The sequence below is a fragment of the Pseudomonas sp. OG7 genome (assembly GCF_014192825.1).
GTDB classification, from domain to species: domain Bacteria; phylum Pseudomonadota; class Gammaproteobacteria; order Pseudomonadales; family Pseudomonadaceae; genus Aquipseudomonas; species Aquipseudomonas monteilii.
The window spans coordinates 198,610-222,134 of record NZ_JACHYK010000001.1 but is presented as its reverse complement, the minus strand read 5'-3'; the positions used below and the strand labels follow the sequence as shown (position 1 = coordinate 222,134).

At 63.2% G+C, this 23,525-nt stretch carries 22 protein-coding genes and 1 pseudogene; 17 read left to right on the top strand and 6 right to left on the bottom strand.

What is annotated here, in order from left to right:
• The first annotated feature begins 52 nt into the window (after positions 1–52).
• The 4 genes and pseudogenes from coaBC to argB all read left to right on the top strand — a co-directional run bounded on the left by coaBC (position 53) and on the right by argB (position 4,173).
• Positions 53–1,264: a bifunctional phosphopantothenoylcysteine decarboxylase/phosphopantothenate--cysteine ligase CoaBC gene (gene coaBC / locus FHW75_RS01085; RefSeq protein WP_016712699.1), complete on the top strand. Its 1,212-nt coding sequence runs from the start codon at positions 53–55 to the stop codon at positions 1,262–1,264.
• A gap of 5 nt (positions 1,265–1,269) precedes the next feature.
• On the top strand, positions 1,270–1,725 hold the full coding sequence (gene dut, locus FHW75_RS01080) for a dUTP diphosphatase (protein WP_183673043.1): 456 nt from the start codon (positions 1,270–1,272) through the stop codon (positions 1,723–1,725).
• 144 nt (positions 1,726–1,869) lie between these two features.
• A pseudogene (locus tag FHW75_RS01075) lies at positions 1,870–3,237 on the top strand (phosphomannomutase/phosphoglucomutase); the annotation flags it as partial.
• 30 nt (positions 3,238–3,267) lie between these two features.
• Positions 3,268–4,173: an acetylglutamate kinase gene (gene argB, locus FHW75_RS01070; RefSeq protein ID WP_004575216.1), complete on the top strand. Its 906-nt coding sequence runs from the start codon at positions 3,268–3,270 to the stop codon at positions 4,171–4,173.
• Positions 4,174–4,243: 70 nt separating this feature from the next.
• Here argB and pyrE read toward each other — a convergent pair whose 3' ends face one another.
• Positions 4,244–4,885, bottom strand: a complete 642-nt coding sequence (gene pyrE, locus FHW75_RS01065; RefSeq protein ID WP_016712702.1) for an orotate phosphoribosyltransferase — start codon at positions 4,883–4,885, stop codon at positions 4,244–4,246.
• A gap of 80 nt (positions 4,886–4,965) precedes the next feature.
• Here pyrE and FHW75_RS01060 point away from each other — a divergent pair, with 80 nt between their 5' ends.
• Entirely contained in the window at positions 4,966–5,745 is a 780-nt protein-coding gene (locus FHW75_RS01060; protein ID WP_003253401.1) for an exodeoxyribonuclease III, read from the top strand.
• Positions 5,746–5,808: 63 nt separating this feature from the next.
• Here FHW75_RS01060 and rph read toward each other — a convergent pair whose 3' ends face one another.
• Complete coding sequence (gene rph / locus FHW75_RS01055; RefSeq protein WP_019096649.1) at positions 5,809–6,531, bottom strand: ribonuclease PH; 723 nt, start codon at positions 6,529–6,531, stop codon at positions 5,809–5,811.
• Positions 6,532–6,759: 228 nt separating this feature from the next.
• Here rph and FHW75_RS01050 point away from each other — a divergent pair, with 228 nt between their 5' ends.
• Both FHW75_RS01050 and gmk read left to right on the top strand, forming a co-directional pair.
• Positions 6,760–7,623 (top strand): YicC/YloC family endoribonuclease, encoded by an 864-nt coding sequence (locus FHW75_RS01050; protein WP_019096648.1) that lies wholly within the window; start codon positions 6,760–6,762, stop codon positions 7,621–7,623.
• A 13-nt stretch (positions 7,624–7,636) separates the two neighbouring features.
• Positions 7,637–8,257, top strand: a complete 621-nt coding sequence (gene gmk, locus FHW75_RS01045; protein WP_016712705.1) for a guanylate kinase — start codon at positions 7,637–7,639, stop codon at positions 8,255–8,257.
• 35 nt (positions 8,258–8,292) lie between these two features.
• Here gmk and FHW75_RS01040 read toward each other — a convergent pair whose 3' ends face one another.
• The 3 genes from FHW75_RS01040 to FHW75_RS01030 all read right to left on the bottom strand — a co-directional run bounded on the left by FHW75_RS01040 (position 8,293) and on the right by FHW75_RS01030 (position 12,108).
• The gene (locus tag FHW75_RS01040) at positions 8,293–9,834 is read right to left on the bottom strand and encodes an APC family permease (RefSeq protein ID WP_016712706.1); all 1,542 of its coding nucleotides are present in this window, start codon (positions 9,832–9,834) and stop codon (positions 8,293–8,295) included.
• A 119-nt stretch (positions 9,835–9,953) separates the two neighbouring features.
• Entirely contained in the window at positions 9,954–10,721 is a 768-nt protein-coding gene (locus tag FHW75_RS01035) for a gamma-glutamyl-gamma-aminobutyrate hydrolase family protein (RefSeq protein ID WP_019096647.1), read from the bottom strand.
• Positions 10,722–10,725: 4 nt separating this feature from the next.
• Positions 10,726–12,108, bottom strand: coding sequence for a glutamine synthetase family protein (locus FHW75_RS01030; RefSeq protein ID WP_003253387.1), 1,383 nt, complete (start codon positions 12,106–12,108; stop codon positions 10,726–10,728).
• A 204-nt stretch (positions 12,109–12,312) separates the two neighbouring features.
• Between FHW75_RS01030 and FHW75_RS01025 the strand changes: the two genes are divergently transcribed.
• The 5 genes from FHW75_RS01025 (at position 12,313) to FHW75_RS01005 (ending at position 17,062) form a co-directional block, all read left to right on the top strand.
• Positions 12,313–13,185, top strand: a complete 873-nt coding sequence (locus FHW75_RS01025) for a LysR family transcriptional regulator (protein ID WP_019096646.1) — start codon at positions 12,313–12,315, stop codon at positions 13,183–13,185.
• Positions 13,186–13,434: 249 nt separating this feature from the next.
• On the top strand, positions 13,435–13,698 hold the full coding sequence (rpoZ, locus tag FHW75_RS01020) for a DNA-directed RNA polymerase subunit omega (RefSeq protein ID WP_003253383.1): 264 nt from the start codon (positions 13,435–13,437) through the stop codon (positions 13,696–13,698).
• Between the two features lie 59 nt (positions 13,699–13,757).
• Positions 13,758–15,866 (top strand): bifunctional GTP diphosphokinase/guanosine-3',5'-bis pyrophosphate 3'-pyrophosphohydrolase, encoded by a 2,109-nt coding sequence (gene spoT / locus FHW75_RS01015; RefSeq protein WP_019096645.1) that lies wholly within the window; start codon positions 13,758–13,760, stop codon positions 15,864–15,866.
• 23 nt (positions 15,867–15,889) lie between these two features.
• Complete coding sequence (locus FHW75_RS01010; RefSeq protein WP_003253379.1) at positions 15,890–16,270, top strand: RidA family protein; 381 nt, start codon at positions 15,890–15,892, stop codon at positions 16,268–16,270.
• 60 nt (positions 16,271–16,330) lie between these two features.
• Entirely contained in the window at positions 16,331–17,062 is a 732-nt protein-coding gene (locus tag FHW75_RS01005) for a hypothetical protein (protein WP_019096644.1), read from the top strand.
• Between the two features lie 124 nt (positions 17,063–17,186).
• On the opposite strand, the gene FHW75_RS01000 is transcribed toward FHW75_RS01005, so the two are convergent.
• The gene (locus tag FHW75_RS01000) at positions 17,187–18,044 is read right to left on the bottom strand and encodes an SDR family oxidoreductase (protein WP_019096643.1); all 858 of its coding nucleotides are present in this window, start codon (positions 18,042–18,044) and stop codon (positions 17,187–17,189) included.
• A gap of 189 nt (positions 18,045–18,233) precedes the next feature.
• Between FHW75_RS01000 and exbB the strand changes: the two genes are divergently transcribed.
• The 5 genes from exbB to recG all read left to right on the top strand — a co-directional run bounded on the left by exbB (position 18,234) and on the right by recG (position 23,486).
• On the top strand, positions 18,234–19,223 hold the full coding sequence (exbB, locus tag FHW75_RS00995) for a tonB-system energizer ExbB (RefSeq protein WP_019096642.1): 990 nt from the start codon (positions 18,234–18,236) through the stop codon (positions 19,221–19,223).
• A 3-nt stretch (positions 19,224–19,226) separates the two neighbouring features.
• The gene (exbD, locus tag FHW75_RS00990) at positions 19,227–19,655 is read left to right on the top strand and encodes a TonB system transport protein ExbD (protein WP_003253367.1); all 429 of its coding nucleotides are present in this window, start codon (positions 19,227–19,229) and stop codon (positions 19,653–19,655) included.
• Positions 19,652–20,383: an energy transducer TonB gene (locus FHW75_RS00985; RefSeq protein ID WP_016489831.1), complete on the top strand. Its 732-nt coding sequence runs from the start codon at positions 19,652–19,654 to the stop codon at positions 20,381–20,383. The genes exbD and FHW75_RS00985 overlap by 4 nt, the downstream gene beginning before the upstream one ends.
• A gap of 94 nt (positions 20,384–20,477) precedes the next feature.
• Complete coding sequence (locus FHW75_RS00980) at positions 20,478–21,404, top strand: hydrogen peroxide-inducible genes activator (protein ID WP_016712714.1); 927 nt, start codon at positions 20,478–20,480, stop codon at positions 21,402–21,404.
• Positions 21,405–21,407: 3 nt separating this feature from the next.
• Positions 21,408–23,486: an ATP-dependent DNA helicase RecG gene (recG, locus tag FHW75_RS00975; protein WP_027609975.1), complete on the top strand. Its 2,079-nt coding sequence runs from the start codon at positions 21,408–21,410 to the stop codon at positions 23,484–23,486.
• Positions 23,487–23,525 lie beyond the last annotated feature (39 nt).

The window sequence follows — 23,525 nt, the reverse complement described above, 5'->3', positions numbered from 1 at the left end:
CCGCAGGCATTTCGAACGTCGCCGCCCGCTCTCACTGGAAAAAGGCAAGCCTATGCAGCGGCTGTATCGCAAGCGCATCGTTCTCGGCGTGGGTGGCGGCATTGCCGCCTACAAAAGCGCCGAGCTGATTCGCCGACTCCTGGAGCACGGCGCGCAGGTGCGCGTCGTCATGACCCGTGGTGGTGCCGAGTTCATCACCCCGCTGACCCTGCAGGCGCTGTCGGGCCACCCGGTGCACATGGACCTGCTCGACCCTGCCGCCGAAGCAGCCATGGGCCATATCGAACTGGCCAAGTGGGCCGACCTGGTGCTGATCGCCCCGGCCACCGCCGACCTCATGGCGCGCATGGCCCAGGGCATGGCCGACGACCTGCTGACCACCCTGGTACTGGCCACCGACGCCACCGTCGCCGTGGCCCCGGCCATGAACCAGGCCATGTGGCGCGACCCGGCCACCCAGGCTAACCTTGAGCTGCTCAAGAGCCGTGGCATTCAGGTATTCGGCCCGGCCTCCGGTAGCCAGGCCTGTGGCGACGTGGGCCTGGGCCGCATGCTCGAAGCCACCGACCTGGCCTGGTGCGCCGCAGAAAGCTTCAAGCGCCAGGCACTCACCGGCAAACACGTATTGATCACCGCCGGGCCGACCCAGGAAAACATCGACCCGGTGCGCTACATCACCAATCATAGCTCCGGCAAGATGGGCTTCGCCCTGGCCGAAGCGGCTGCCGAAGCCGGGGCTCGGGTGACCCTCGTCACGGGCCCGGTGCACCTGCCAACCCCCGACCGGGTCAGCCGCATCGACGTGGTCAGCGCGCGGGACATGCTCGCGGCCTGTGAAGCAGCCATGCCATGCGACCTGTTCATCGCCTCGGCAGCGGTCGCGGACTACCGCCCGGAAGTGGTTGCCACACAAAAACTGAAGAAAGATCCTACGACCGGCGACGGTATGCTGCTGCAGATGGTGCGCAATCCCGATATCCTTGCCACCATTGCTGGCCGCAGCGACCGCCCGTTCAGCGTCGGCTTCGCCGCCGAAACCGAACACCTGCTCGATTACGCCACGCGCAAGCTCAAGGACAAGAACCTCGACCTGATCGTCGCCAATGATGTGGCCAACCCCAGCATCGGCTTCAACAGCGAAGAAAACGCCTTGACCGTGATCGACCGCCAGCAGCACCAGACCCTCTTCGCGCAGACCAGCAAGGGCAAGATCGCCCGGCAACTGGTCGCCTTCATCGCCGAACGGCTCAACCAGGTTCAATAAGTTACATGCACGCTCTTCAAGCCAAGATCCTCGACCCACGCCTGGGTTCCGAATTCCCCCTGCCGACCTACGCCACCCCTGGCTCCGCGGGCCTGGACCTGCACGCCCTGCTCAAGGAGGACACTGTCCTTGAGCCAGGCCAGACCCTGCTGATCCCTACCGGCCTGTCGATCTACATCGGCGACCCGGGCTTGGCGGCGGTGATCCTGCCGCGCTCGGGCCTGGGCCATAAGCACGGCATCGTGCTGGGCAACCTGGTCGGCCTGATCGACTCGGATTACCAGGGCGAGCTGATGGTGTCGTGCTGGAACCGCGGCAACACGCCATTCACCATCGCCGTTGGCGAGCGTATCGCCCAGCTGGTGCTGGTGCCGGTGGTACAGGCCCATTTCGACATCGTCGAAGCCTTCGATGAAAGCCAGCGTGGTGCTGGCGGCTTCGGTCACTCCGGCAGCCACTGAGCCGGCAAATGACCGTTCAGGCCAAGGATGGCGAACTCTCTGGCGAAAGCACCGTCCAAGCGTTCAGTTTGCGCCTGCCCAGAAAGCCTTTGACTAATGGAGCTTCCAGAGATGAACGACATGGCCCACCTGGTCCCCGCCGCATTGCCCGACAGCATTTTCCGCGCGTATGACATCCGCGGCGTGGTCGGCAAAACCCTTCACGCCGAAACCGCCTACTGGATAGGCCGCGCCATCGGTGCGCAAAGCCTGGCCCAGGGCGAACCGCAGGTTTCGGTCGGCCGTGATGGCCGCCTGTCCGGCCCGATGCTGGTCGAACAGCTGATCAAGGGCCTGGTCGATGCCGGCTGCCACGTCAGCGACGTCGGCCTGGTGCCCACCCCGGCCCTTTACTACGCGGCCAACGTGCTGGCAGGCAAGTCGGGCGTGATGCTGACTGGCAGCCACAACCCGTCGGACTACAACGGCTTCAAGATCGTCATCGCTGGCGACACGCTGGCCAACGAACAGATCCAGGCCCTGCTCACCCGCCTGAAAACCAACGACCTGACCTTGGCCGAAGGTCGCGTGGAAAAGGTCGAGATCCTTGACCGCTATTTCCAGCAGATCGTCGAGGACGTGAAGCTGGCGAAAAAGCTCAAGGTGGTGGTGGACTGCGGCAACGGTGCCGCTGGCGTGATCGCACCGCAATTGATCGAAGCCTTGGGCTGTGAAGTGATCCCGCTGTTCTGCGAAGTAGACGGCAACTTCCCCAACCACCACCCGGACCCGGGCAAGCCGGAAAACCTTGAAGACCTGATCGCCAGGGTCAAGGAAACCGGCGCCGATATCGGCCTGGCCTTCGACGGCGATGGCGACCGCGTCGGTGTGGTGACCAATACCGGCAGCATCGTCTACCCCGACCGCCTGCTGATGCTGTTTGCCCAGGACGTGCTGGCGCGCAACCCTGGCGCCGAAATCATCTTCGACGTCAAATGCACCCGTCGCCTGACCCCGCTGATCGAACAGCATGGCGGCCGCGCACTGATGTGGAAGACCGGTCATTCGTTGATCAAAAAGAAGATGAAACAGACAGGCTCGCTGCTGGCCGGCGAGATGAGCGGTCACATCTTCATCAAGGAACGCTGGTACGGTTTCGACGACGGCATCTACAGTGCCGCACGCCTGCTGGAGATCCTCAGCAAGGCCGGGCAAAGCGCCGAAAACCTGTTTGCCGCCTTCCCGAACGATATTTCCACGCCGGAAATCAATATTGATGTGACCGACGAGGGTAAATTCAGCATCATTGATGCACTGCAACGCGACGCCGACTGGGGCGAAGCCAACCTGACCACCATCGACGGTGTGCGGGTCGACTACGCCCACGGCTGGGGCCTGGTTCGCGCCTCCAACACCACCCCGGTGCTGGTACTGCGCTTCGAGGCCGACAGCGACGCCGAATTGCAACGTATCAAGGATGTTTTCCGTACCCAGTTGCTGCGGGTTGCCCCTGAGCTGCAACTGCCGTTCTGACCGACTATCTGTTCCTTACAGGAGCCCTGCATGACCCTCGATCGCGATGCCGCTTCCCATGTAGCCGAGGTTTTGTCCGAAGCACTGCCTTACATCCGCCGCTTTGTCGGCAAGACCCTGGTGATCAAGTACGGCGGCAACGCGATGGAGAGCGAGGAGCTCAAAACCGGCTTCGCCCGTGACATCGTGCTGATGAAGGCTGTGGGCATCAACCCGGTGGTGGTCCACGGTGGTGGCCCGCAGATCGGCGACCTGCTCAAGCGCCTGTCGATCGAAAGCCACTTCATCGACGGCATGCGCGTCACCGACTCGGCGACCATGGACGTGGTGGAGATGGTGCTGGGTGGCCAGGTCAACAAGGACATCGTCAACCTGATCAACCGCCACGGCGGCAGCGCCATCGGCCTGACCGGCAAGGACGCGGAACTGATCCGCGCCCGCAAGCTGACCGTCAGCCGCCAGACGCCCGAGATGACCACCCCGGAAATCATCGACATCGGCCACGTGGGCGAAGTGGTGAGCGTGAACACCGATCTGCTGAACATGCTGGTGAAGGGCGACTTCATCCCGGTCATCGCGCCGATCGGCGTGGGTGCCAACGGAGAGTCGTACAACATCAACGCCGACCTGGTAGCAGGCAAGGTCGCGGAAGCGCTGAAAGCCGAGAAGCTGATGCTGCTGACCAACATCGCCGGTTTGATGGACAAGCAAGGTCAGGTTCTGACCGGCCTGACCACCGAACAGGTCAACGAACTGATCGCGGACGGCACCATCTACGGCGGCATGCTGCCGAAGATCAAGTGCGCACTGGATGCGGTGCAGGGCGGCGTGAACAGCTCGCACATCATCGACGGCCGTGTGCCGAATGCTGTGCTGCTGGAAATTTTCACCGACAGCGGCGTGGGTACCCTGATTACCAACCGCAAGCCGCGCTGATCGGCCGAAACGGGCGACAAAAAAAGGCGACCTTCACAAGAAGGTCGCCTTTTTCATTTCCAGGCCAGGATCAGATCCCGTACTGCGCGCGGTAAGCCTCGACAGCCGGCAGATGCTGCTTCAGCTGAGGGTCATCTGCCAGGAACTCCAGCACCTGGGTCAGCGAAACGATGCTGACCACCGGGATACCGAAGTCGCGTTCCACTTCCTGGATCGCCGACAGCTCGCCATTGCCACGCTCTTCGCGGTTCAGCGCGATCAGCACGCCGGCGGCCTTGGCCTGCTGGGCGTTGATGATCTGCATGACCTCACGGATGGCAGTACCGGCGGTGATCACGTCGTCGATGATCAGCACGTCACCGGCCAGTGGCGCACCCACCAGGCTGCCGCCTTCGCCGTGGTCCTTGGCTTCCTTGCGGTTGAAGCACCAAGGCACGTCGAGCTTATGCTGGTCTGCCAGGGCCACGGCAGTGGTCGCCGCCAACGGAATACCCTTGTAGGCCGGGCCGAACAGCACGTCGAACGGGATCTTGCTGTCGACAATGGCTGCGGCATAGCACCGCCCCAGTTCGGCCAATGCAGAACCGGTGTTGAACAGGCCGGCATTGAAGAAATACGGGCTGGTACGCCCCGATTTCAGGGTGAATTCACCGAAACGCAGTACCCCGCGATCGATGGCAAAACGGATAAAGTCGCGCTGATACGGCTGCATGAATAGTCCCGGACACCACGGATTTAGCTAAATGGGTTGAGCTCGGGTATCATACACGCACGAGATTTTTGGGGCCATTTATGCGGATCATCAGTGTGAACGTAAATGGCATTCAGGCTGCGGCCGAGCGTGGTTTGCTCAGCTGGCTGCAAGCCCAGAATGCCGACGTCATCTGCCTTCAGGATACCCGCGCCTCGGCCTTTGAACTCGATGACCCAGCTTTCCAGCTCGATGGCTATTTCCTTTATGCCTGCGACGCGGAGGTGCCTGCCCAAGGTGGTGTGGCCCTTTATTCGCGCATGCAGCCCAAGGCAGTCATCACCGGCCTGGGTTTCGAGACAGCCGACCGCTACGGGCGTTACCTGCAAGCAGATTTCGACAAAGTCAGTATTGCCAGCCTGCTGCTGCCTTCGGGCATGAACGGCGACGAAGACTTGAACCAGAAGTTCAAGTTGATGGACGACTTCGCCAAGTACCTGGACAAGCAGCGTCGCAAGCGTCGCGAGTACATCTATTGCGGCTCGTTCTACGTGGCGCAGCAGAAGCTCGACATCAAGAACTGGCGTGACAGCCAGCAGTCGCCGGGCTTCCTGGCGCCGGAGCGCGCCTGGATGGATGCGATCACTGGCGAGATGGGGTACGTCGATGCCCTGCGCGAAGTCAGCCGTGAAGGCGACCAGTACAGCTGGTGGCCGGACAACGAGCAGGCCGAGATGCTCAACCTGGGCTACCGGTTCGACTACCAGATCCTCACGCCAGGCCTGCGCCGTTTCGTGCGTAACGCCCGCCTGCCGCGTCAGCCGCGCTTCTCCCAGCATGCGCCGCTGATCGTGGACTATGACTGGACGTTGACCATCTAAGCGCGTTGCTCAGATACAAAAAAGCCGACAGTAATGTCGGCTTTTTTGTATCTACGAAATCAGTCAGTCCGCCAGTGCAGCCTGCTGCAGCTCGAAGATTTCGGTCATGCCCTTGTGCGCCAGCGCCAGCATGGCGTTGAAGTCTTCAGGCTGGAACGGCGCACCTTCGGCAGTGCCCTGCACCTCTATGAAGCCACCGGCGCTGGTCATGACCACGTTCAGGTCGGTTTCGGCGGCGGAGTCTTCCAGGTAGTCCAGGTCGAGCACGGCTTCGCCCTGGTACATGCCCACCGACACGGCAGCGATCATGTGCTTGAGCGGGCTGCCGGCCTTCAGGCCACCACGCTTCTTGATCACCGCCAGCGCATCGCACAGGGCGACCATGGCACCGGTGATGGACGCGGTACGGGTACCGCCATCGGCCTGGATCACGTCGCAGTCGACGTACAGGGTGATGTCGCCCAGCTTGCTCATGTCCAGCGCGGCGCGCAGCGAACGGCCGATCAGGCGCTGGATTTCCAGGGTGCGGCCACCCTGTTTGCCACGGCTGGCTTCGCGCTGGTTACGCTCACCGGTAGCACGCGGCAGCATGCCGTATTCGGCGGTCAGCCAGCCTTGGCCTTGGCCTTTCAGGAAGCGCGGTACACCGTTTTCAACGCTGACCGTGCAGATGACCTTGGTGTCACCGAACTCGACCAGTACCGACCCTTCGGCGTGCTTGGTGTAGTTGCGGGTGATGCGGATCGAGCGGAGCTGATCGGCGGCGCGACCACTTGGACGTTTCATCTGGGATACCTGTACTGGGACTTTGAATCTGCCGAGCATTATAGAGCCCGCAGCCCGGGGAAGACATGCCTATTGTCGTACCCGCCACAGCCCGTCGCCTTTTCCTACTGGCGCGGCCGCCCGTCGGTAACATAGGCAGATTGGGCGCCACGGCCCCACTGCGCTACAATCCTGCGCCTTGCAGCCGAGAGGCTCCCACCGTTCATTCAACTAAGCGAGGTACTCCCCATGGTGCACAGCATGACCGCTTTTGCTCGTGTCGAGCGCGCCGGCAGCCAAGGCACCCTGATCTGGGAGCTGCGTTCGGTCAACCACCGTTACCTGGAACCGCACCTGCGCCTGCCAGAGGCCCTGCGCGACCTCGAAGGCGCCGTACGTGAAGGCCTGCGCCAGGGCTTGTCGCGGGGCAAGGTGGAATGCACCTTGCGCCTCAACGAAGACAGCAACGGCAAGCCACTGAAGGTAGACCGCGAGCGCGCCGCGCAGCTGGTTGCCGCCGCCGAGGAAGTGGCCGGCCTGATCAAGCAGCCAGCACCCCTGAACCCGCTGGAAGTGCTGTCGTGGCCTGGCGTGCTGGTGGCCGACACCAGCGACCCGCAGGCACTGAACGCCGAAGCCATGGCGCTGTTCGACGAAGCCCTGGCCGAACTCAAGGCCGGTCGCCTGCGCGAAGGCCAGGAACTGGCCCGGCTGATCAACGAACGTCTGGACAGCATGTCCAGTGAAGTCACCACCCTGCGCGCCTTGGTGCCGCAGATGCTGGCGGCGCAGCGGCAGAAAATTCTCGACCGTTTCGGCGACATGCAAGCCGAGCTCGACCCACAGCGCCTGGAACAAGAGATGGTGCTGCTGGCGCAGAAGAGCGACGTGGCCGAGGAGCTCGACCGCCTCAGCACCCACGTCACTGAAGTGCGCCGGGTCCTCAAGGGTGGCGGTGCCGCAGGGCGTCGCCTGGACTTCCTGATGCAGGAACTCAACCGCGAAGCCAACACCCTCGGCTCCAAGGCCTTCGACCCACGCAGCACGCAAGCGGCGGTCAACCTGAAGGTATTGATCGAACAGATGCGTGAACAAGTACAGAACATCGAGTAAGGCCACCCCGACCATGAACCACAGCAGCGGCACCCTCTACATCGTTTCGGCCCCTTCGGGCGCCGGCAAGACCAGCCTGGTAACGGCCCTGACCAAGGACGACCGGCAGATCCGCGTTTCGGTCTCGCACACCACCCGCGCCATGCGCCCGGGCGAGGAACACGGGGTGAACTACCACTTCGTCGTCCACGAAGAATTCAAGGCGCTGATCGCGCAGGGCGACTTCCTGGAGCATGCCGAAGTGTTCGGCAACTTCTACGGCACCTCGCGCAGCGCGCTGCAGCAGACGCTGGATCAGGGCTACGACCTGATCCTGGAAATCGACTGGCAAGGCGCCCAGCAGGTGCGCAAGCTGATGCCACAGGCACTGTCGGTGTTCATCCTGCCACCGAGCCAGGAAGCGCTACGCCACCGCCTGGACGGCCGTGGGCAGGACAGCGAAGAAATCATTGCCGGGCGCATGAAAGAAGCGGTCAGCGAGATGGTGCACTACGACGAGTATGACTACGTGATCATCAATGATGACTTCGACGTGGCGCTGGAGGATTTGAAGGCGGTGTTCCGCTCGAATCGCTTGCTGTTGAAGAAACAGCAACAACGTCATGCGACGCTTCTGAAGCAAATGATCGGCTGAAAAACGAGTTGGGGCCGCAGAGCGGCCCCAACTATTTATTCCTGCAGTGGCAAGGTAGCCTGCTGACGCAGAGTCGCCCCCAGGAAGTAAGCCGGCGCGCGCATGCGCGACAGCATCATCAGCCCGATGCCCAGCACCGAGATGATCGCGGCAATCACGAACACCAGCCCCAACCCACCCACATGCGAGCCACTGCCGAAGTCCGGCGAGGCGCTGTCGATGGCAGTCCGTACGAAGATCACCGACAGGATCACCCCACCCACCAACGGGCACAGGCCGCGCATGATGAAGTGGCGCAGGCTGTCGAACAGGCTGCCACGGAAATACCAGACGCAGGCAAATGCGGTCAGCGAATAATAGAAGCAGATCATCATGCCCAGCGCGGTGATGGTATCTGCCAACACGTTCTCGCTCAGGCTACGCATGGTCACGTAGAACAGACCTGCTGCCAGGCCTGCGCAAATAGTGGCGTAGCGCGGGGTTTGCGAACGTGGGCAGACGCTGGCGAACTTCGGCGGCACCGCACCGTAGTACCCCATCGCCAAGAGGGTCCGCGCCGGCGCCACGAAGGTCGACTGCAACGACGCCGCCGTACTGGCCAGCACGGCAATGGACATCAGGATCGCCAGCGGCCCCATGACCGGGCCGGCCAGGTGGGCAAAGACGTTCTCCTGGATGCGCGGGTTGTTCAGACCAAGGCCCGTTTCGCTGATACCGGCAAACTGCAGGGTGGCGATGGCGGTGAACAGGTACAGGCCGAGGATCAGCATCACGGTCCAGGTGGCGGCCTTGCCCGGCACCTCTTCGCTGCCCACCGACTCCTCGCTGACGGTCAGGCATGTGTCCCAGCCCCAGAAGATGAAGATCGAAAGCGACAGCCCGGCGGCAAAGGCCGAGAACGACTCGACACCGAACGGGTTGAACCAGGCGAAATCAAACGCCAGCGGTGGCGGCGCGGTGGTACCGCCGAAGGCGGCGACGGCAAAGCCGATCAACACCACCAACTGCAAGGCCACCAGGCCATACTGCACGGTCATGGTGGTGGCGATGCCGCGACAGCAGATCCACACCGCCAGGGCGATGAACACGCAACAGGTAACGATGTTGATCAACAGGTTATCGGCCAACGCCGCCAGCTCATGCTTGCCGGTGATCTGGCCCAGGAACAGGTAGAAGAAGTCGACTGCAACCCCTGCCAGGTTCGACAGCACGATGGTGGTGGCAACCACCAACCCCCAGCCGCCAATCCAGCCGATCATCGGGCCGAAGGCACGTGCCGACCAGGTGAACGATGTACCGCTGTCCGGTTCTGCCGAGTTCAGCTCGCGGTAGCCCAAGGCCACCAGCAACATCGGCAGGAAGCCGACGATGAACACGGCTGGCAGGTGGGCACCGACCTCGCGCACGGTCGGGCCAAGGGCGCCGGTGAGGGTGTAGACCGGGGCGATGGTGGAAATGCCCAGCACCACGCTGGCCAGCAAGCCCAAACGGCCCTTGGCCAGGCCTTTGCTGCGCTGAGTGTTGCCCGCGTCGGCTGCCACGTCGGGTGGGCGGCCGGCTTCTGTGTAATTGCTCATGAGTATTTGCCGTAAATTTTGGAATTGTTTTCACAGGCCTTGCGTACAAGGCCCGCTTTCACTCATTGAAAGCTTGCTGTCGGGGACAAGTCATCCGAGACCTTCGGCTGACGTCAGAATCATTCCTGCCGTGCGCCCTCCCGTGCTGCGTAGGCAATGCAGGCCTCGCGAAACGCCTGAAACAGGCGCAGCGAGACCGGGTTTTCGTTGAAGCGCCACTCCGGGTGCCACTGCACACCGAGCACAAAGCCCGGCGCATCGGGCATGGACACTGCTTCGATCAGGCCATCCGGGGCCCGTGCCTCGACGCGCAAGCCGGGGGCCAGGCGGTCGATGCCCTGGCTGTGCAACGAGTTGACCTCGAACTGCGCCGCCAGACCCAGGCGCTCGAACAACCCGCCAGGCTCGATGCCGACCGGGTGACGAGGGCCGTATTGCACCTCCAGGGGTGCGTCCTCAGGTTCGCGATGATCAAGGTAGCCAGGCAGCTCCTGCACGCGTTGGTGCAGGCTGCCGCCAAGGGCCACGTTCAGTTCCTGATAGCCACGGCAAATGCAGAATACCGGCACACCGGCGGCAATCGCCGCCTGCAGCAGTGGCAAGGTCAGCCGATCACGCGCCAGGTCGTGCCGGGTACCCGCCACGCTGGGGGCGCCATTGTAATGATGCGGTTCGATATTTGAAGGCGAGCCTGTAAAAACAATGCCGTGCAGACAGGCCAGCAGCGCCTGTGGGTCGCTGCCTCCGTCGCGGGCCGGCAAGATCAGCGGCAAGCCGACAAAGCCGGCCGCCTCGACATACTTGTCGCCTACCGTGTGCGACGAGTTCTTCCCCACCTGCTGGCGGCAGGCGCTGACACCGATCAAGGGGACCGCAGTTGCGCTCATGGGCTTACACCGTGTGCAGGTACCAGTTGTACTCAAGGTCGGAAATCGACACTTCGAACTCGGCCAGTTCGCTTTCCTTGCAGGCCACGAAGATATCGATGTAGTCCGGGCTGATGTATTGGTTGAGGACTTCGCTGTCGTCCAGCGCGCGCAGGGCATCGCGCAGGTTGTTCGGCAAGCTTTGCTCCAGCTGTTCGTAGGAGTTGCCTTCGATCGGCGCCTCCGGCTCGACCTTGTTGGTCAGCCCGTGATGCACGCCGGCCAGGATGGCTGCCAGCATCAGGTACGGGTTGGCGTCGGCGCCAGCCACACGGTGCTCCAGGCGCACGTTGTCGCTGCTGTCGGTGGGCACGCGTACGGCCACGGTGCGGTTATCCAGGCCCCAGCTTGGCGCATTGGGCACGTAGAACTGCGCGCCAAAGCGGCGATAAGAGTTGATGTTCGGGCACAGGAACGCCATCGACGCCGGCATGGTTTCCAGCACACCACCGATGGCGTGGCGCAGCGTGTCGCTTTGCAACGGATCATCACTGGCAAAGATGTTCTTGCCGGTTTTCTTGTCCAGCAACGAAATGTGTACGTGCAGGCCATTACCTGCCTGGCCCGGGTAGGGCTTGGCCATGAACGTGGTGTCCATTTCATGGTCGTAGGCCACGTTCTTGATCAGGCGCTTGAGCAGGATCGCGTAATCACAGGCCTTCAGCGGGTCGGCCACGTGGTGCAGGTTGACTTCGAACTGCGCCGGGGCGCTTTCCTTGACGATGGCGTCGGCGGGCAGGCCTTGTTCCTTGGCGGCTTCAAGCATGTCCTGCAGGCAGTCGGCGTATTCATCGAGATCGTCGATCAGGTACACCTGGGTCGACTGCGGGCGTTTGCCGGAAATGGGCGAACGCGGCGGCTGCGGGCGACCGTTGAGGTTGTCCTGGTCGATCAGGTAGAACTCCAGCTCGAACGCCGCGCAGATATCCAGGCCCAAGTCGTCGAACTTGCTCACCACCTGGCGCAACACTTCGCGCGGGTCGGCGAAGAACGGCTGGCCATCCAGCTCGTGCATGGTCATCAGCAACTGGGCCGTGGGGCGCTTCTGCCACGGCTCATCCGACAACGTGCCCGGGATCGGGAAGCAGATGCGGTCGGCATCGCCGATGTCCAGGCCAAGGCCGGTGCTCTCGACGGTGGAGCCATTGATGTCCAGGGCGAACAGCGATGCGGGCAGGTTGATGCCCTTCTCGTACACCTTGTGCAGGCTGGCCCGCTCAATGCGCTTGCCACGTACCACGCCATTCATGTCGGAGATCAGCAGGTCGACGTACTGCGTGTCCGGATGGGCCTGGAGGAAGTCATTCATCTCGCTGGAAGAACTGGCGCACGGGGTTACCGACGTCATGGTGTACATCCTTTGATGTGCTGCGGCGATGTGGGATACGGCTGGCGCCTCACGGGCGACGATGGTTGCAGCTGTTGTTCTTTTCACTTTCCCATCGTGGGGACTGGTTACCCGACCGGGCGCATTGATTCCGGGGGGCCGTTTCACTATAAAATGGCCCTGACGCAACAGACATTGGCAATTCGGCAAGCAGAGCGTGCACCAATGCAATATCAGATCACCCACGCGGACCTTTCCCTGGTCCTGGCACTGGAGCGGGGCCGCTCGCTGGCCAAGGCCGCCGAGCTGCTGAAAGTCGATGTTTCGACAGTATTCCGCTCGATCCGCCGGCTGGAGTCGGCGCTGGGCACCGCCTTGTTCGTCAAGAGCCGCAAGGGCTACCTGCCGACCGACACCGCTCAGGCGCTGGCCGAGCAGGCCGAACGCGCGGAACAGGCACTGGAGGCGGCGCGCATTGCCATGACCAGTGGCGAGCAGGTGGTAAGCGGCACGGTGCGGCTGACCTGTACCGAGGCGGTGATGCACAGCCTCTTGCTGCCGGCGCTGGCCGAGTTCATGCCCAACTACCCGGCGTTATCGCTGGAGATGGGCACCTCCAACACGTTTGCCAACCTCAGCCGGCGCGATGCCGACATCGCCCTGCGCCTGACCAACACGCCACCGGAGCACCTGGTGGGCCGCAACCTGGGTTCTACCTCCTATGTCGTCTGCGGCCAGCCACAGTGGCGCGAGCGTCTGGCCGAGTCGCCCGCCAACGTGCCGTGGATCGCCCCCGATGACTCGATGGTGGACCACCCTACGGTGGTCTGGCGCAACCAGCAGCACCCGGGGCTGAGTCCGCGCTATCAGTGCAGCAGCATGTCGACCATCGCCCAACTGGTGACCGCTGGCCTAGGCGTGGCGGCGCTGCCGGATTATATGGTGCATGCCCTGCCGGGCGTGGATGCGCTGAGTGGGCCGCTACCGGGTTGCGACACCCAATTGTGGCTGCTGACCCGGCCGGACTGCCGGGCGCTGCGCTCGGTGCAGACCTTGTTTGAAGAGCTTACGCCGCGGTTGCGTGGCGCGATGCTCTGAGGTTATCGTCGAGTTCAGGTTTGAGGCTGTCTGTTCCGGCCCTTTCGCGGGCTTGCCCGCTCCCACAGGTAAAGCGGCGGCGGTGAGAAATGGGCAGAACTTGTGGGAGCGGGCATGCCCGTGAAGAATTCCACACCGATCCACCCGACAAAACAGCGCTTCCCTATTGGCTGGTGAATTTTTATACTATCGAGTCCGCCTGCCCATTACTGGGCTGCACGCCCACCGCATTTGCTACTGAGGAAGACCATGGCCCGCGTAACTGTTGAAGACTGCCTGGAACACGTGGATAACCGCTTTGAGCTGGTCATGCTCTCGACCAAGCGCGCTCGCCAGCTGGCGACCGGCGGCAAAGAGCCACGCGTTGCGTGGGAGAACGACAAGCCAACCGTTGTTGCCCTGCGTGAAATCGCCGAAGGCATTGTCACCAACGAGTTCATCGCCGCTGAAGAGATCGTCACCGAGGATCCGGTGTTCGCCGCGTTCGAGGACGAGAACAACGAGGCTGTCTGATTGATGCCAGGTCGACGTCGCACGGCGCAAGGCCCTCTTCCTCCGCAGGAGGTGAACCCATGCCGGGTATAGAAGCCTTGGCCGAACGGCTGTCGACCTATCTTGGCCCCGAACAGGTCAACCTGGTCCGCCGCGCCTATTTCTACGCCGAACAGGCCCACGACGGGCAGCGCCGCCGCAGCGGCGAGCCCTACGTGACCCACCCGCTGGCCGTGGCCAGCATCCTCGCCGACATGCACATGGACCATCAAAGCCTGATGGCGGCCATGCTGCACGATGTGATCGAAGACACCGGCATCGCCAAGGAAGCCCTCAGCCAGCAATTTGGCGAGACCGTGGCCGAACTGGTCGATGGGGTCAGCAAACTGACCCAGATGAACTTCGAGACCAAGGCCGAGGCGCAGGCCGAAAACTTCCAGAAGATGGCCATGGCCATGGCTCGCGATATCCGCGTGATCCTGGTCAAGCTGGCCGACCGCCTGCACAACATGCGCACCCTGGAAGTGCTGTCTGGCGAAAAGCGCCGGCGCATCGCCAAGGAAACCCTCGAAATCTACGCCCCCATCGCCAACCGCCTGGGCATGCACACCGTGCGCGTGGAGTTCGAGGACCTGGGCTTCAAGGCCATGCACCCGATGCGCTCGTCGCTGATCCACCGGGCGGTGAAAAGCGCACGCGGCAACCGTAAAGAGATCGTCGCCAAGATCGAGCACTCGCTGGCCAACTGCCTGGCCGCCGACGGCATCGAGGGCGAGGTCAGCGGCCGGCAGAAACACCTCTATGGCATCTACAAGAAGATGCGCGGCAAGCGCCGTGCCTTCAACGAGATCATGGACGTGTACGCCTTCCGCATCATCGTCGACAAGGTCGACACCTGCTACCGCGTGCTCGGCGCCGTGCATAACCTGTACAAACCGCTGCCCGGTCGCTTCAAGGACTACATCGCGATCCCCAAAGCCAACGGCTACCAGTCGTTGCACACCACGCTGTTCGGCATGCACGGCGTGCCCATCGAAATCCAGATCCGCACCCGCGAAATGGAAGAGATGGCCAACAACGGCATCGCCGCGCACTGGCTGTACAAGTCCAACGACGACGAGCAGCCCAAGGGCAGCCACGCCCGTGCCCGTCAGTGGGTCAAGGGCATCCTTGAACTGCAGCAACGTGCCGGCAACTCGCTGGAATTCATCGAAAGCGTGAAGATCGACCTGTTCCCGGACGAGGTCTACGTGTTCACGCCCAAAGGCCGCATCATGGAGCTGCCCAAAGGCTCCACGGCTGTCGACTTCGCCTACGCGGTGCACACCGACGTGGGCAACAGCTGCATCGCCTGCCGCATCAACCGCCGCCTGGCGCCGCTGTCCGAGCCGCTGCAAAGCGGCTCGACGGTGGAAATCGTCAGCGCACCGGGCGCACGGCCGAACCCGGCCTGGCTCAACTTCGTGGTCACCGGCAAGGCGCGCACGCACATCCGCCACGCCCTCAAGCAGCAGCGTCGGTCCGAGTCCATCAGCCTGGGCGAACGCCTGCTGAACAAGGTGCTTACCGGCTTCGACAGCAGCCTGGAGAAAATCCCCCAGGAACGCATCCAGTCGATCCTCGCCGAGTACCGCCTGGAACTCATCGAAGACCTGCTCGAAGACATCGGCCTGGGCAACCGCATGGCCTACGTGGTTGCACGTCGCCTGCTGTCGGCCGAAGGCGAGCAGTTGCCGGCGCCGGAAGGCCCGCTGGCGATCCGTGGTACCGAAGGCCTGGTGCTGAGCTACGCCAAGTGCTGTACGCCGATCCCGGGTGACCCGATCGTCGGCCATCTGTCGGCTGGCAAAGGCATGGTCGTGCACCTTGAGAACTGCCGCAACATCAGTGAAATCCGCCACAACCCGGAGAAGTGCGTGCAGCTCTCCTGGGCCAAGGACATCGCGGGCGAGTTCAATGTCGAACTGCGTGTCGAACTGGAGCACCAGCGTGGCCTGATCGCCCTGCTGGCCAGCAGCGTCAACGCCGCCGACGGCAACATCGAGAAGATCAGCATGGACGAACGCGACGGCCGTATCAGCGTGGTCCAACTGGTGGTCAGCGTGCACGACCGCGTGCACCTGGCGCGTGTGATCAAGAAGCTGCGTACCCTGACCGGTGTGGTCCGCATCACCCGCATGCGTACGTAGTCCGCCAACCGCAAGGAGTCATCATGAGCAAGACCGTCATCAACAGCGACAAGGCCCCAGCTGCCATCGGCACCTACTCGCAGGCGATCAAGGCCGGCAACACCGTGTACATGTCTGGCCAGATCCCGCTGGACCCGAAGACCATGGAGCTGGTCGAAGGCTTCGAAGCTCAGACCGTGCAAGTGTTCGAGAACCTCAAAGCCGTGGCTGAAGCCGCTGGTGGTTCGTTCAAGGACATCGTCAAGCTGAACATCTTCCTCACCGACCTGAGCCACTTCGCCAAGGTCAACGAGGTGATGGGCCGCTACTTCGAGCAGCCTTACCCGGCCCGCGCCGCCATCGGCGTTGCCGCGCTGCCGAAAGGCTCCCAGGTCGAAATGGACGCCATCCTGGTCATCGAATGATGCCCTTGGTGACGGGCACCCTGCCCGTCACCCCTCCCTCTTCTGCAAGGTTATTCCCTCATGCGTCAAGCACTGCCCCTCACACTGGCAGCCCTGCTTCTGGGCGGCTGCGCCAGCCACAAACCCGAAGACTTCAACGGCACCTGGATCAACCAGGACGCCATCACTGCGGCCGTCAAGGGCAGCAGCCTGCGCCAGGCGCTGAACGAGCACGGCCCGGTGTTCGAGTGGAAACTCGACGTTGCCAGCCAGCAGGCCAGCTACAGCAATGGTTTCGAGGCCGCTGACGGCCAGTTGAGCGCCAACGACAAGCAGTGGCAGGCCAGCTTCGAAGGTGGCCAGACCGAGCAGTTGTCGCTTGATGGCGATGAACTGCTGACCGTTGATCAAAGCGGAGCCAAGCAGACCTTCGTACGCGCGAAGGCACCGGCTACCGCCAATGCCCCGCTGGGTAGCAGCTTCGAGAAGGCGCTGTACCAGGCCTACCTGGGCGGCGACTGGAAGATCACCGAAGGCCAGGGCAAAGGTGCCAGCGTGCGCTTCAGCGACACCGGTAACGTTACCGGCCTGCCCGGGCCGGACCGTTTCGCCCTGTGCCTGGCGGGCGATTGCGCGACCATGGGCGGCAGCAATGACAGCCTGTGGCTGGAGCGTAACCAGCGTGGTGCGCCGTTCATCATCAAGCGTGATGGCGGCAAGCTGGAGATTTTCCAGGCAGTGAACCGTGCACAACCGGATGAAATGCCGGAGCTGGCGGCTGGTAAGCGCCAGTGGGTGCTGGAGCAGAATTGAAGTCGAACGCGGTCCCTGTGGGAGCGGGCTAGCCCGCGAACACCGGCGAAGCCGGTGCCATACACCGCGTTGCATTCTTCGCGGGCTTGCCCGCTCCCACAGAGACTCGCATCAACCTCGGCGATTAGCCCTTCCCTTCCAGAATCGCGGCATACCCTTCCTTGTAACTCGGATACACCGGTACCCACCCCAACGCCCGCGCCCGGGCATTGCTGCAGCGTTTGCTGCCAGTACGCCGCACTCGCTGCTCATCAGACCACTCGGTAACCCCCATGTACGCCCTCAGCCAAGCCACCACATCGGCCAGCGGTGCCGGGTCGTCATCGACGCCAATGTAATAGTCGTCCAGCGCCTTGCCGTCGGCATCGGCCTGCAGCAGGTGGGCCAAAAGGCTGGCAGCATCCTCGGCATGAATACGGTTGCCATACAGCGGCGGCTCCTCGGCGACGCGGTAACCCTGGCGCACCTGGCTCAGCAGCCACTCGCGGCCTGGGCCATAGATGCCGGTCAGACGCACCACGCTTGCCGGAATGCCGCTGGCCAGCGCCAGCTGCTCGGCCTCCAGCATCACCCGCCCGGAATAACCTTCAGGCTCGGTGGCTGCACCTTCTTCGATCCATTCACCGTCTTTTTGGGCATACACGCTGCTGCTCGATACAAACAGCAGGCGACGCGGGCGCTGGCCTCGCTCGGCCAGCCACGCCAGCACATGGCGCAAGCCGTCGACGTAGGCCGCCTGATAACCCGCCTCGTCGTGCTGGCTGGCCGCCACGCAGTACACCAGGTAGTCCAGCGAGCCCTGCGGCCAGGCTTGCGGAATTGCAGGTTCCGCCAGGTCGGCGGCAACCGGTGCAATACCCGCAGGCAGTTGCCCGACAGAACGGCGCAGGCCGCTTACCTGCCAGCCTTTGGCCAGCATCTGCTTGGCAAAACGCCCGCCTACATCACCACATCCCACCACCATCACGGATAGGTCTGACATCACAAAACTCCCTAGACCAATTGATCAGCCCGGCCACGCTACACGATGGGCGGCTAGACCATAGGCGAAAAAAGCAACAAGATTACTTTTGTTAACAAGAATTACTTGCAATAATGGCGACCAATTTGTTCTCGGCCTATCTCGAGGCCTTGGAGAACGTCCACTTTTTCTTCATCAGGTCCGGCCAGCATGACACGTACTCAACCTTCCGCTTCGCCAACCCCGTCGCGCGCCTGGCGCGCCATCGCCGCGCTGACACTCAGCCTGGTGCTGGCCCCGGTGGCCATGGCCGATGAGCCAACCGCCAATGCCGCTACACCAGCCGCTGCTTCCGCTCCGGCTGCTAAAGCTGCCCCGGCGGCACCGGCTGTGGAAGGCCAGGCTCCCGCTGGCGAAGTACAAGCTGCCGCCCCGGCAGATTCGCAGGTTGTGGGTGATCCCGCTACCGATGCACTGGTTGAAGACACGTCCCTGGGCATGGCCCACGACCTGTCCCCGTGGGGCATGTACAAAAACGCTGACATCGTGGTGAAGATCGTCATGATCGGCCTGGCTATCGCCTCCATCATCACCTGGACCATCTGGATCGCCAAAGGCTTCGAGCTGATGGGCGCCAAACGTCGCCTGCGTGGTGAAATCGCCCAGCTGAAGAAGTCCACCACCCTGAAAGAAGCCAGCGAAGTCTCCAAAAAGGAAGGCACCCTGGCCCACACGTTGGTTCACGACGCCCTCGAAGAGATGCGCCTGTCGGCCAATGCCCGCGAAAAAGAAGGCATCAAGGAGCGCGTCAGCTTCCGTCTGGAGCGCCTGGTGCACGCCAGCGGCCGTACCATGAGCAGCGGCACCGGCGTACTGGCAACCATCGGTTCCACCGCGCCGTTCGTAGGTCTGTTCGGTACTGTATGGGGCATCATGAACAGCTTCATCGGCATCGCCAAGACCCAGACCACCAACCTGGCCGTGGTCGCCCCCGGCATCGCCGAAGCCCTGCTGGCCACCGCCCTGGGCCTGGTCGCAGCAATCCCGGCCGTGGTCATCTACAACGTCTTCGCCCGCTCCATCGCCGGCTACAAGGCCCAGGTGTCCGACGCCTCCGCCCAGGTACTGCTGCTGGTCAGCCGTGACCTGGACCACCAGGGCAGCGAGCGCGCCGCCCCGCACATGGTGAAAGTGGGGTAAGCCATGGGCCTGCATCTCAACGAAGGTGGCGACGACCTCGCCGAAAACCACGAAATCAACGTTACGCCGTTCATCGACGTGATGCTGGTGCTGCTGATCATCTTCATGGTCGCAGCCCCCTTGGCCACGGTCGACATCAAGGTCGACCTGCCGGCCTCAACCGCCAAACCGGCGCCGAGGCCTGAAAAACCGGTGTTCGTCAGCGTCAAGGCCGACCAGAAGCTGTACGTCGGCGACGATCAGGTTGCTGCACCCGACCAGCTTGGCCCGATGCTCGATGCCAAGACCAAGGGTGACAAGGAAACCACCATCTTCTTCCAGGCTGACAAAGGCGTGGATTACGGTGACTTGATGGAAGTGATGAACAACATGCGCGCGGCCGGCTACCTCAAGGTCGGTCTGGTAGGTCTCGAGACGGCAGCCAAGAAATGACAAAAACGCGCTCTAACATGGCGCGCTACGGTGGCAGCCTGGCGATCGTGCTGGGCGTGCACGTGGTCGCCGTGCTGCTGACGCTCAACTGGTCGGTGCCCCAGGCCATCGAACTGCCACCGGCAGCCATGATGGTCGAGCTGGCGCCATTGCCGGAGCCTGCGCCACCACCGCCCCCGAAAGCGGCGCCGCAGCCACCGGCACCGGTCGAGGAACCGCCGCTGCCGAAGCTGGCCGAGGCACCCAAGCCCAAGATCGCCATTCCCAAGCCGCCCAAGCCGAAGGCCAAGCCACAGCCGCCCAAGCCCGAGAAAAAGCCTGAGCCGCCGAAGGAAGCACCACCGACCGAACAAACGGTAGACGCACCGCCCAGCAACACGCCGCCGCAGAAGTCCGCGGCACCGGCGCCGAGCATTGCGTCCAACAGCAACGCCCTGCCGACCTGGCAGAGCGACCTGCTGCGTCACCTGGCCAAGTACAAGCGTTACCCGGAAGACGCGCGCCGTCGCGGTCTGCAGGGCATCAACCGCCTGCGCTTCGTGGTCGACGCCGAAGGCAAGGTGGTGTCGTACTCCATGGCTGGTGGCTCGGGTAGCGCCGCACTGGACCGGGCGACGCTGGAAATGATCCGTCGGGCCGGCACTGTACCCAAGCCGCCACCCGAGTTGCTGAACAATGGCACGATCGAAGTCGTGGCACCGTTCGTCTACTCGCTGGACCGCCGCTGAGACTTTTGTTTCTGTCACAAATCGGCAAGTCTGATAACGTGCGTCTATCGATTGCAGCCGCTATGCTGGGCCCGCAACTTCATGGACGCACGTTATGACCCTCACAGAATTACGCTACATCGTCACACTCGCCCAGGAACAGCACTTCGGCCATGCCGCCGAACGCTGCCACGTGAGCCAGCCGACCCTGTCGGTCGGTGTGAAGAAGCTCGAGGATGAGCTTGGCGTTCTGATCTTCGAACGCAGCAAGAGCGCGGTGCGCCTGACCCCGGTCGGCGAAAGCATCGTCGCCCAGGCGCAGAAGGTACTGGAGCAGGCCCAAGGCATTCGCGAACTGGCCCAGGCCGGCAAGAACCAGCTGACCGCCCCGCTCAAGGTCGGTGCCATCTACACCGTCGGCCCCTACCTGTTCCCGCACCTGATTCCGCAACTGCACCGCGTAGCGCCGCAGATGCCGCTGTACATCGAAGAAAACTTCACCCACGTACTGCGCGAAAAGCTGCGCAATGGCGAACTGGACGCGGTGATCATCGCCCTGCCGTTCAACGAAGCCGACGTGCTGACCCTGCCGCTGTACGATGAGCCGTTCTGCGCCCTGATGCCGGCCGACCACCCGTGGACGGCGAAAAAGACCATCGACACCGCCATGCTCAACGACAAGAGCCTGTTGCTGCTGGGTGAGGGCCACTGCTTCCGCGATCAGGTACTGGAAGCCTGCCCGACCCTGAACAAGGGCGGTGAAGGTTCCAAGCACACCACGGTCGAGTCCAGCTCGCTGGAAACCATCCGCCATATGGTTGCATCAGGCCTTGGCGTTTCGATCCTGCCGCTGTCGGCGGTGCACAGCCACCACTACGCCCCTGGCATCATCGAGGTCCGCCCGCTGACGGCGCCGGCGCCGTTCCGCACCGTGGCCATCGCCTGGCGTGCCAGCTTCCCGCGGCCGAAGGCCATCGAGATCCTCGCAGATTCGATCCGCCTGTGCTCGGTCGCCAAAGCCCCTGCGGAACAACCGGCCTGAGTCATGAGTGAGCTGTCGAAGGTCCCGGTCACGGTACTCAAGGGCGTTGGCGAGGCCATGGCGGAAAAACTCGCCAAGGTCGGCCTGGAGAACCTGCAGGATGTGCTGTTCCACCTGCCCCTGCGCTACCAGGACCGCACCCGCGTGGTGCCGATTGGCCAATTGCGCCCCGGCCAGGATGCCGTGATCGAGGGCGTGGTCAGCGGCGCCGACGTGACCATGGGCAAGCGACGTAGTCTGGTGGTGCGACTGGGAGATGGCAGTGGCGTGCTGAGCCTGCGCTTCTACCACTTCAGCAACGCGCAGAAAGAAGGCCTGAAACGCGGCACCCACTTGCGCTGCTACGGCGAAGCCCGCCCCGGCGCTTCGGGCCTGGAAATCTACCACCCGGAATACCGCGCACTGAATGGCGACGAACCACCGCCCCCGGTCGAGCAGACGCTGACACCGATCTACCCGTCCACCGAAGGCCTCACCCAGCAACGCCTGCGCCTGTTGTGTCAGCAGAGCCTGGGCCTGCTTGGCCCGCGCAGCCTGCCTGACTGGCTGCCTGACGAGCTGGCCCGGGACTACCAACTGGCGCCGCTGGACGATGCCATACGCTACCTGCACAACCCGCCGGCCGATGCCGACCTCGACGAGCTCGCCGAAGGCCAGCACTGGGCCCAGCACCGCCTGGCCTTCGAAGAACTGCTGACCCACCAGCTGTCGCAGCAACGCCTGCGCGAAAGCCTGCGTAGCCTGCGCGCACCGGTACTGCCCAAGGCCAAGCGTCTGCAAGCGCAGTACCTGGCCAACCTGGGCTTCCAGCCGACCGGCGCGCAGCAGCGGGTGGCCAACGAAATTGCCTATGACCTCAGCCAGCACGAGCCGATGATGCGCCTGGTGCAGGGCGATGTGGGGGCAGGCAAGACCGTGGTCGCCGCGCTGGCCGCGCTGCAGGCGTTGGAAGCCGGCTATCAGGTGGCCTTGATGGCACCCACCGAGATCCTCGCCGAACAGCACTACATCACCTTCAAGCGCTGGCTCGAACCACTGGGCATCGAAGTGGCCTGGCTGGCCGGCAAGCTCAAGGGCAAGGCCCGGGCAGCTTCCCTGGAACAGATCGCCAACGGCGCACCGATGGTGGTCGGCACCCACGCGCTGTTCCAGGAAGAGGTGAAGTTCAAGCACCTGGCCCTGGCGATCATCGATGAACAGCACCGGTTTGGCGTGCAGCAACGCCTGGCCCTGCGCAAGAAGGGTGTGGCCGGCGAGCTGTGCCCGCACCAGTTGATCATGACCGCCACGCCTATTCCGCGCACCTTGGCGATGAGCGCCTACGCCGACCTGGACACCTCGGTACTCGACGAGCTGCCGCCTGGGCGCACCCCGGTGAACACCGTGCTGGTAGCCGATAGCCGCCGCTTCGAAGTGGTCGAACGGGTACGCGCCGCCTGCGCCGAGGGCCGCCAGGCTTACTGGGTTTGCACCCTCATCGAAGAGTCTGAAGAGCTGACCTGCCAGGCGGCCGAAAGCACGTATGAAGAACTTGGCAGCGCCTTGGGCGAACTGCGTGTGGGCCTGATCCACGGTCGCATGAAGCCTGCGGAGAAAGCCGAGATCATGGCGCAGTTCAAGGCCGGTGAATTGCAGTTGCTGGTTGCGACCACGGTCATCGAGGTAGGCGTGGACGTGCCCAACGCCAGCCTGATGATCATCGAAAACCCCGAGCGCCTTGGCTTGGCCCAGTTGCACCAGCTGCGCGGCCGGGTTGGCCGGGGCAGTGCCGTGAGCCATTGCGTGCTGCTGTACCACCCGCCACTGTCGCAGATCGGCCGCGAGCGCCTGGGGATCATGCGCGAGACCAACGACGGCTTCATCATCGCCGAAAAGGACCTGGAGCTGCGCGGCCCGGGCGAGATGCTGGGGACCCGCCAGACCGGCCTGCTACAGTTCAAGGTCGCCGACCTGATGCGTGACGCCGACCTGTTGCCAGCGGTGCGCGACGCCGCCCAGGCCCTGATCGCGCGCTGGCCGGAACATGTCAGCCCGTTGCTCGACCGCTGGCTGCGTCATGGCCAGCAATATGGGCAAGTGTGACGCCAGTCCCAGAATGGATCCAGATTTGCTCGCAGGCTG

Coding starts and splice junctions, on each gene's coding strand:
- dut (WP_183673043.1), top strand. CDS start 1,270: ATGCACGCTCTTCAAGCCAAGATCCTCGACCCACGCCTGGGTTCCGAA.
- pyrE (WP_016712702.1), bottom strand. CDS start 4,885: ATGCAGCCGTATCAGCGCGACTTTATCCGTTTTGCCATCGATCGCGGG.
- FHW75_RS01040 (WP_016712706.1), bottom strand. CDS start 9,834: ATGAGCAATTACACAGAAGCCGGCCGCCCACCCGACGTGGCAGCCGAC.
- FHW75_RS01010 (WP_003253379.1), top strand. CDS start 15,890: ATGAGCAAGACCGTCATCAACAGCGACAAGGCCCCAGCTGCCATCGGC.
- recG (WP_027609975.1), top strand. CDS start 21,408: ATGAGTGAGCTGTCGAAGGTCCCGGTCACGGTACTCAAGGGCGTTGGC.
- FHW75_RS01005 (WP_019096644.1), top strand. CDS start 16,331: ATGCGTCAAGCACTGCCCCTCACACTGGCAGCCCTGCTTCTGGGCGGC.
- FHW75_RS01025 (WP_019096646.1), top strand. CDS start 12,313: ATGCAATATCAGATCACCCACGCGGACCTTTCCCTGGTCCTGGCACTG.
- FHW75_RS01000 (WP_019096643.1), bottom strand. CDS start 18,044: ATGTCAGACCTATCCGTGATGGTGGTGGGATGTGGTGATGTAGGCGGG.
- exbB (WP_019096642.1), top strand. CDS start 18,234: ATGACACGTACTCAACCTTCCGCTTCGCCAACCCCGTCGCGCGCCTGG.
- coaBC (WP_016712699.1), top strand. CDS start 53: ATGCAGCGGCTGTATCGCAAGCGCATCGTTCTCGGCGTGGGTGGCGGC.
- exbD (WP_003253367.1), top strand. CDS start 19,227: ATGGGCCTGCATCTCAACGAAGGTGGCGACGACCTCGCCGAAAACCAC.
- rph (WP_019096649.1), bottom strand. CDS start 6,531: ATGAAACGTCCAAGTGGTCGCGCCGCCGATCAGCTCCGCTCGATCCGC.
- FHW75_RS01030 (WP_003253387.1), bottom strand. CDS start 12,108: ATGACGTCGGTAACCCCGTGCGCCAGTTCTTCCAGCGAGATGAATGAC.
- gmk (WP_016712705.1), top strand. CDS start 7,637: ATGAACCACAGCAGCGGCACCCTCTACATCGTTTCGGCCCCTTCGGGC.
- FHW75_RS01050 (WP_019096648.1), top strand. CDS start 6,760: ATGGTGCACAGCATGACCGCTTTTGCTCGTGTCGAGCGCGCCGGCAGC.
- argB (WP_004575216.1), top strand. CDS start 3,268: ATGACCCTCGATCGCGATGCCGCTTCCCATGTAGCCGAGGTTTTGTCC.
- FHW75_RS01035 (WP_019096647.1), bottom strand. CDS start 10,721: ATGAGCGCAACTGCGGTCCCCTTGATCGGTGTCAGCGCCTGCCGCCAG.
- spoT (WP_019096645.1), top strand. CDS start 13,758: ATGCCGGGTATAGAAGCCTTGGCCGAACGGCTGTCGACCTATCTTGGC.
- FHW75_RS00985 (WP_016489831.1), top strand. CDS start 19,652: ATGACAAAAACGCGCTCTAACATGGCGCGCTACGGTGGCAGCCTGGCG.
- FHW75_RS01060 (WP_003253401.1), top strand. CDS start 4,966: ATGCGGATCATCAGTGTGAACGTAAATGGCATTCAGGCTGCGGCCGAG.
- FHW75_RS00980 (WP_016712714.1), top strand. CDS start 20,478: ATGACCCTCACAGAATTACGCTACATCGTCACACTCGCCCAGGAACAG.
- rpoZ (WP_003253383.1), top strand. CDS start 13,435: ATGGCCCGCGTAACTGTTGAAGACTGCCTGGAACACGTGGATAACCGC.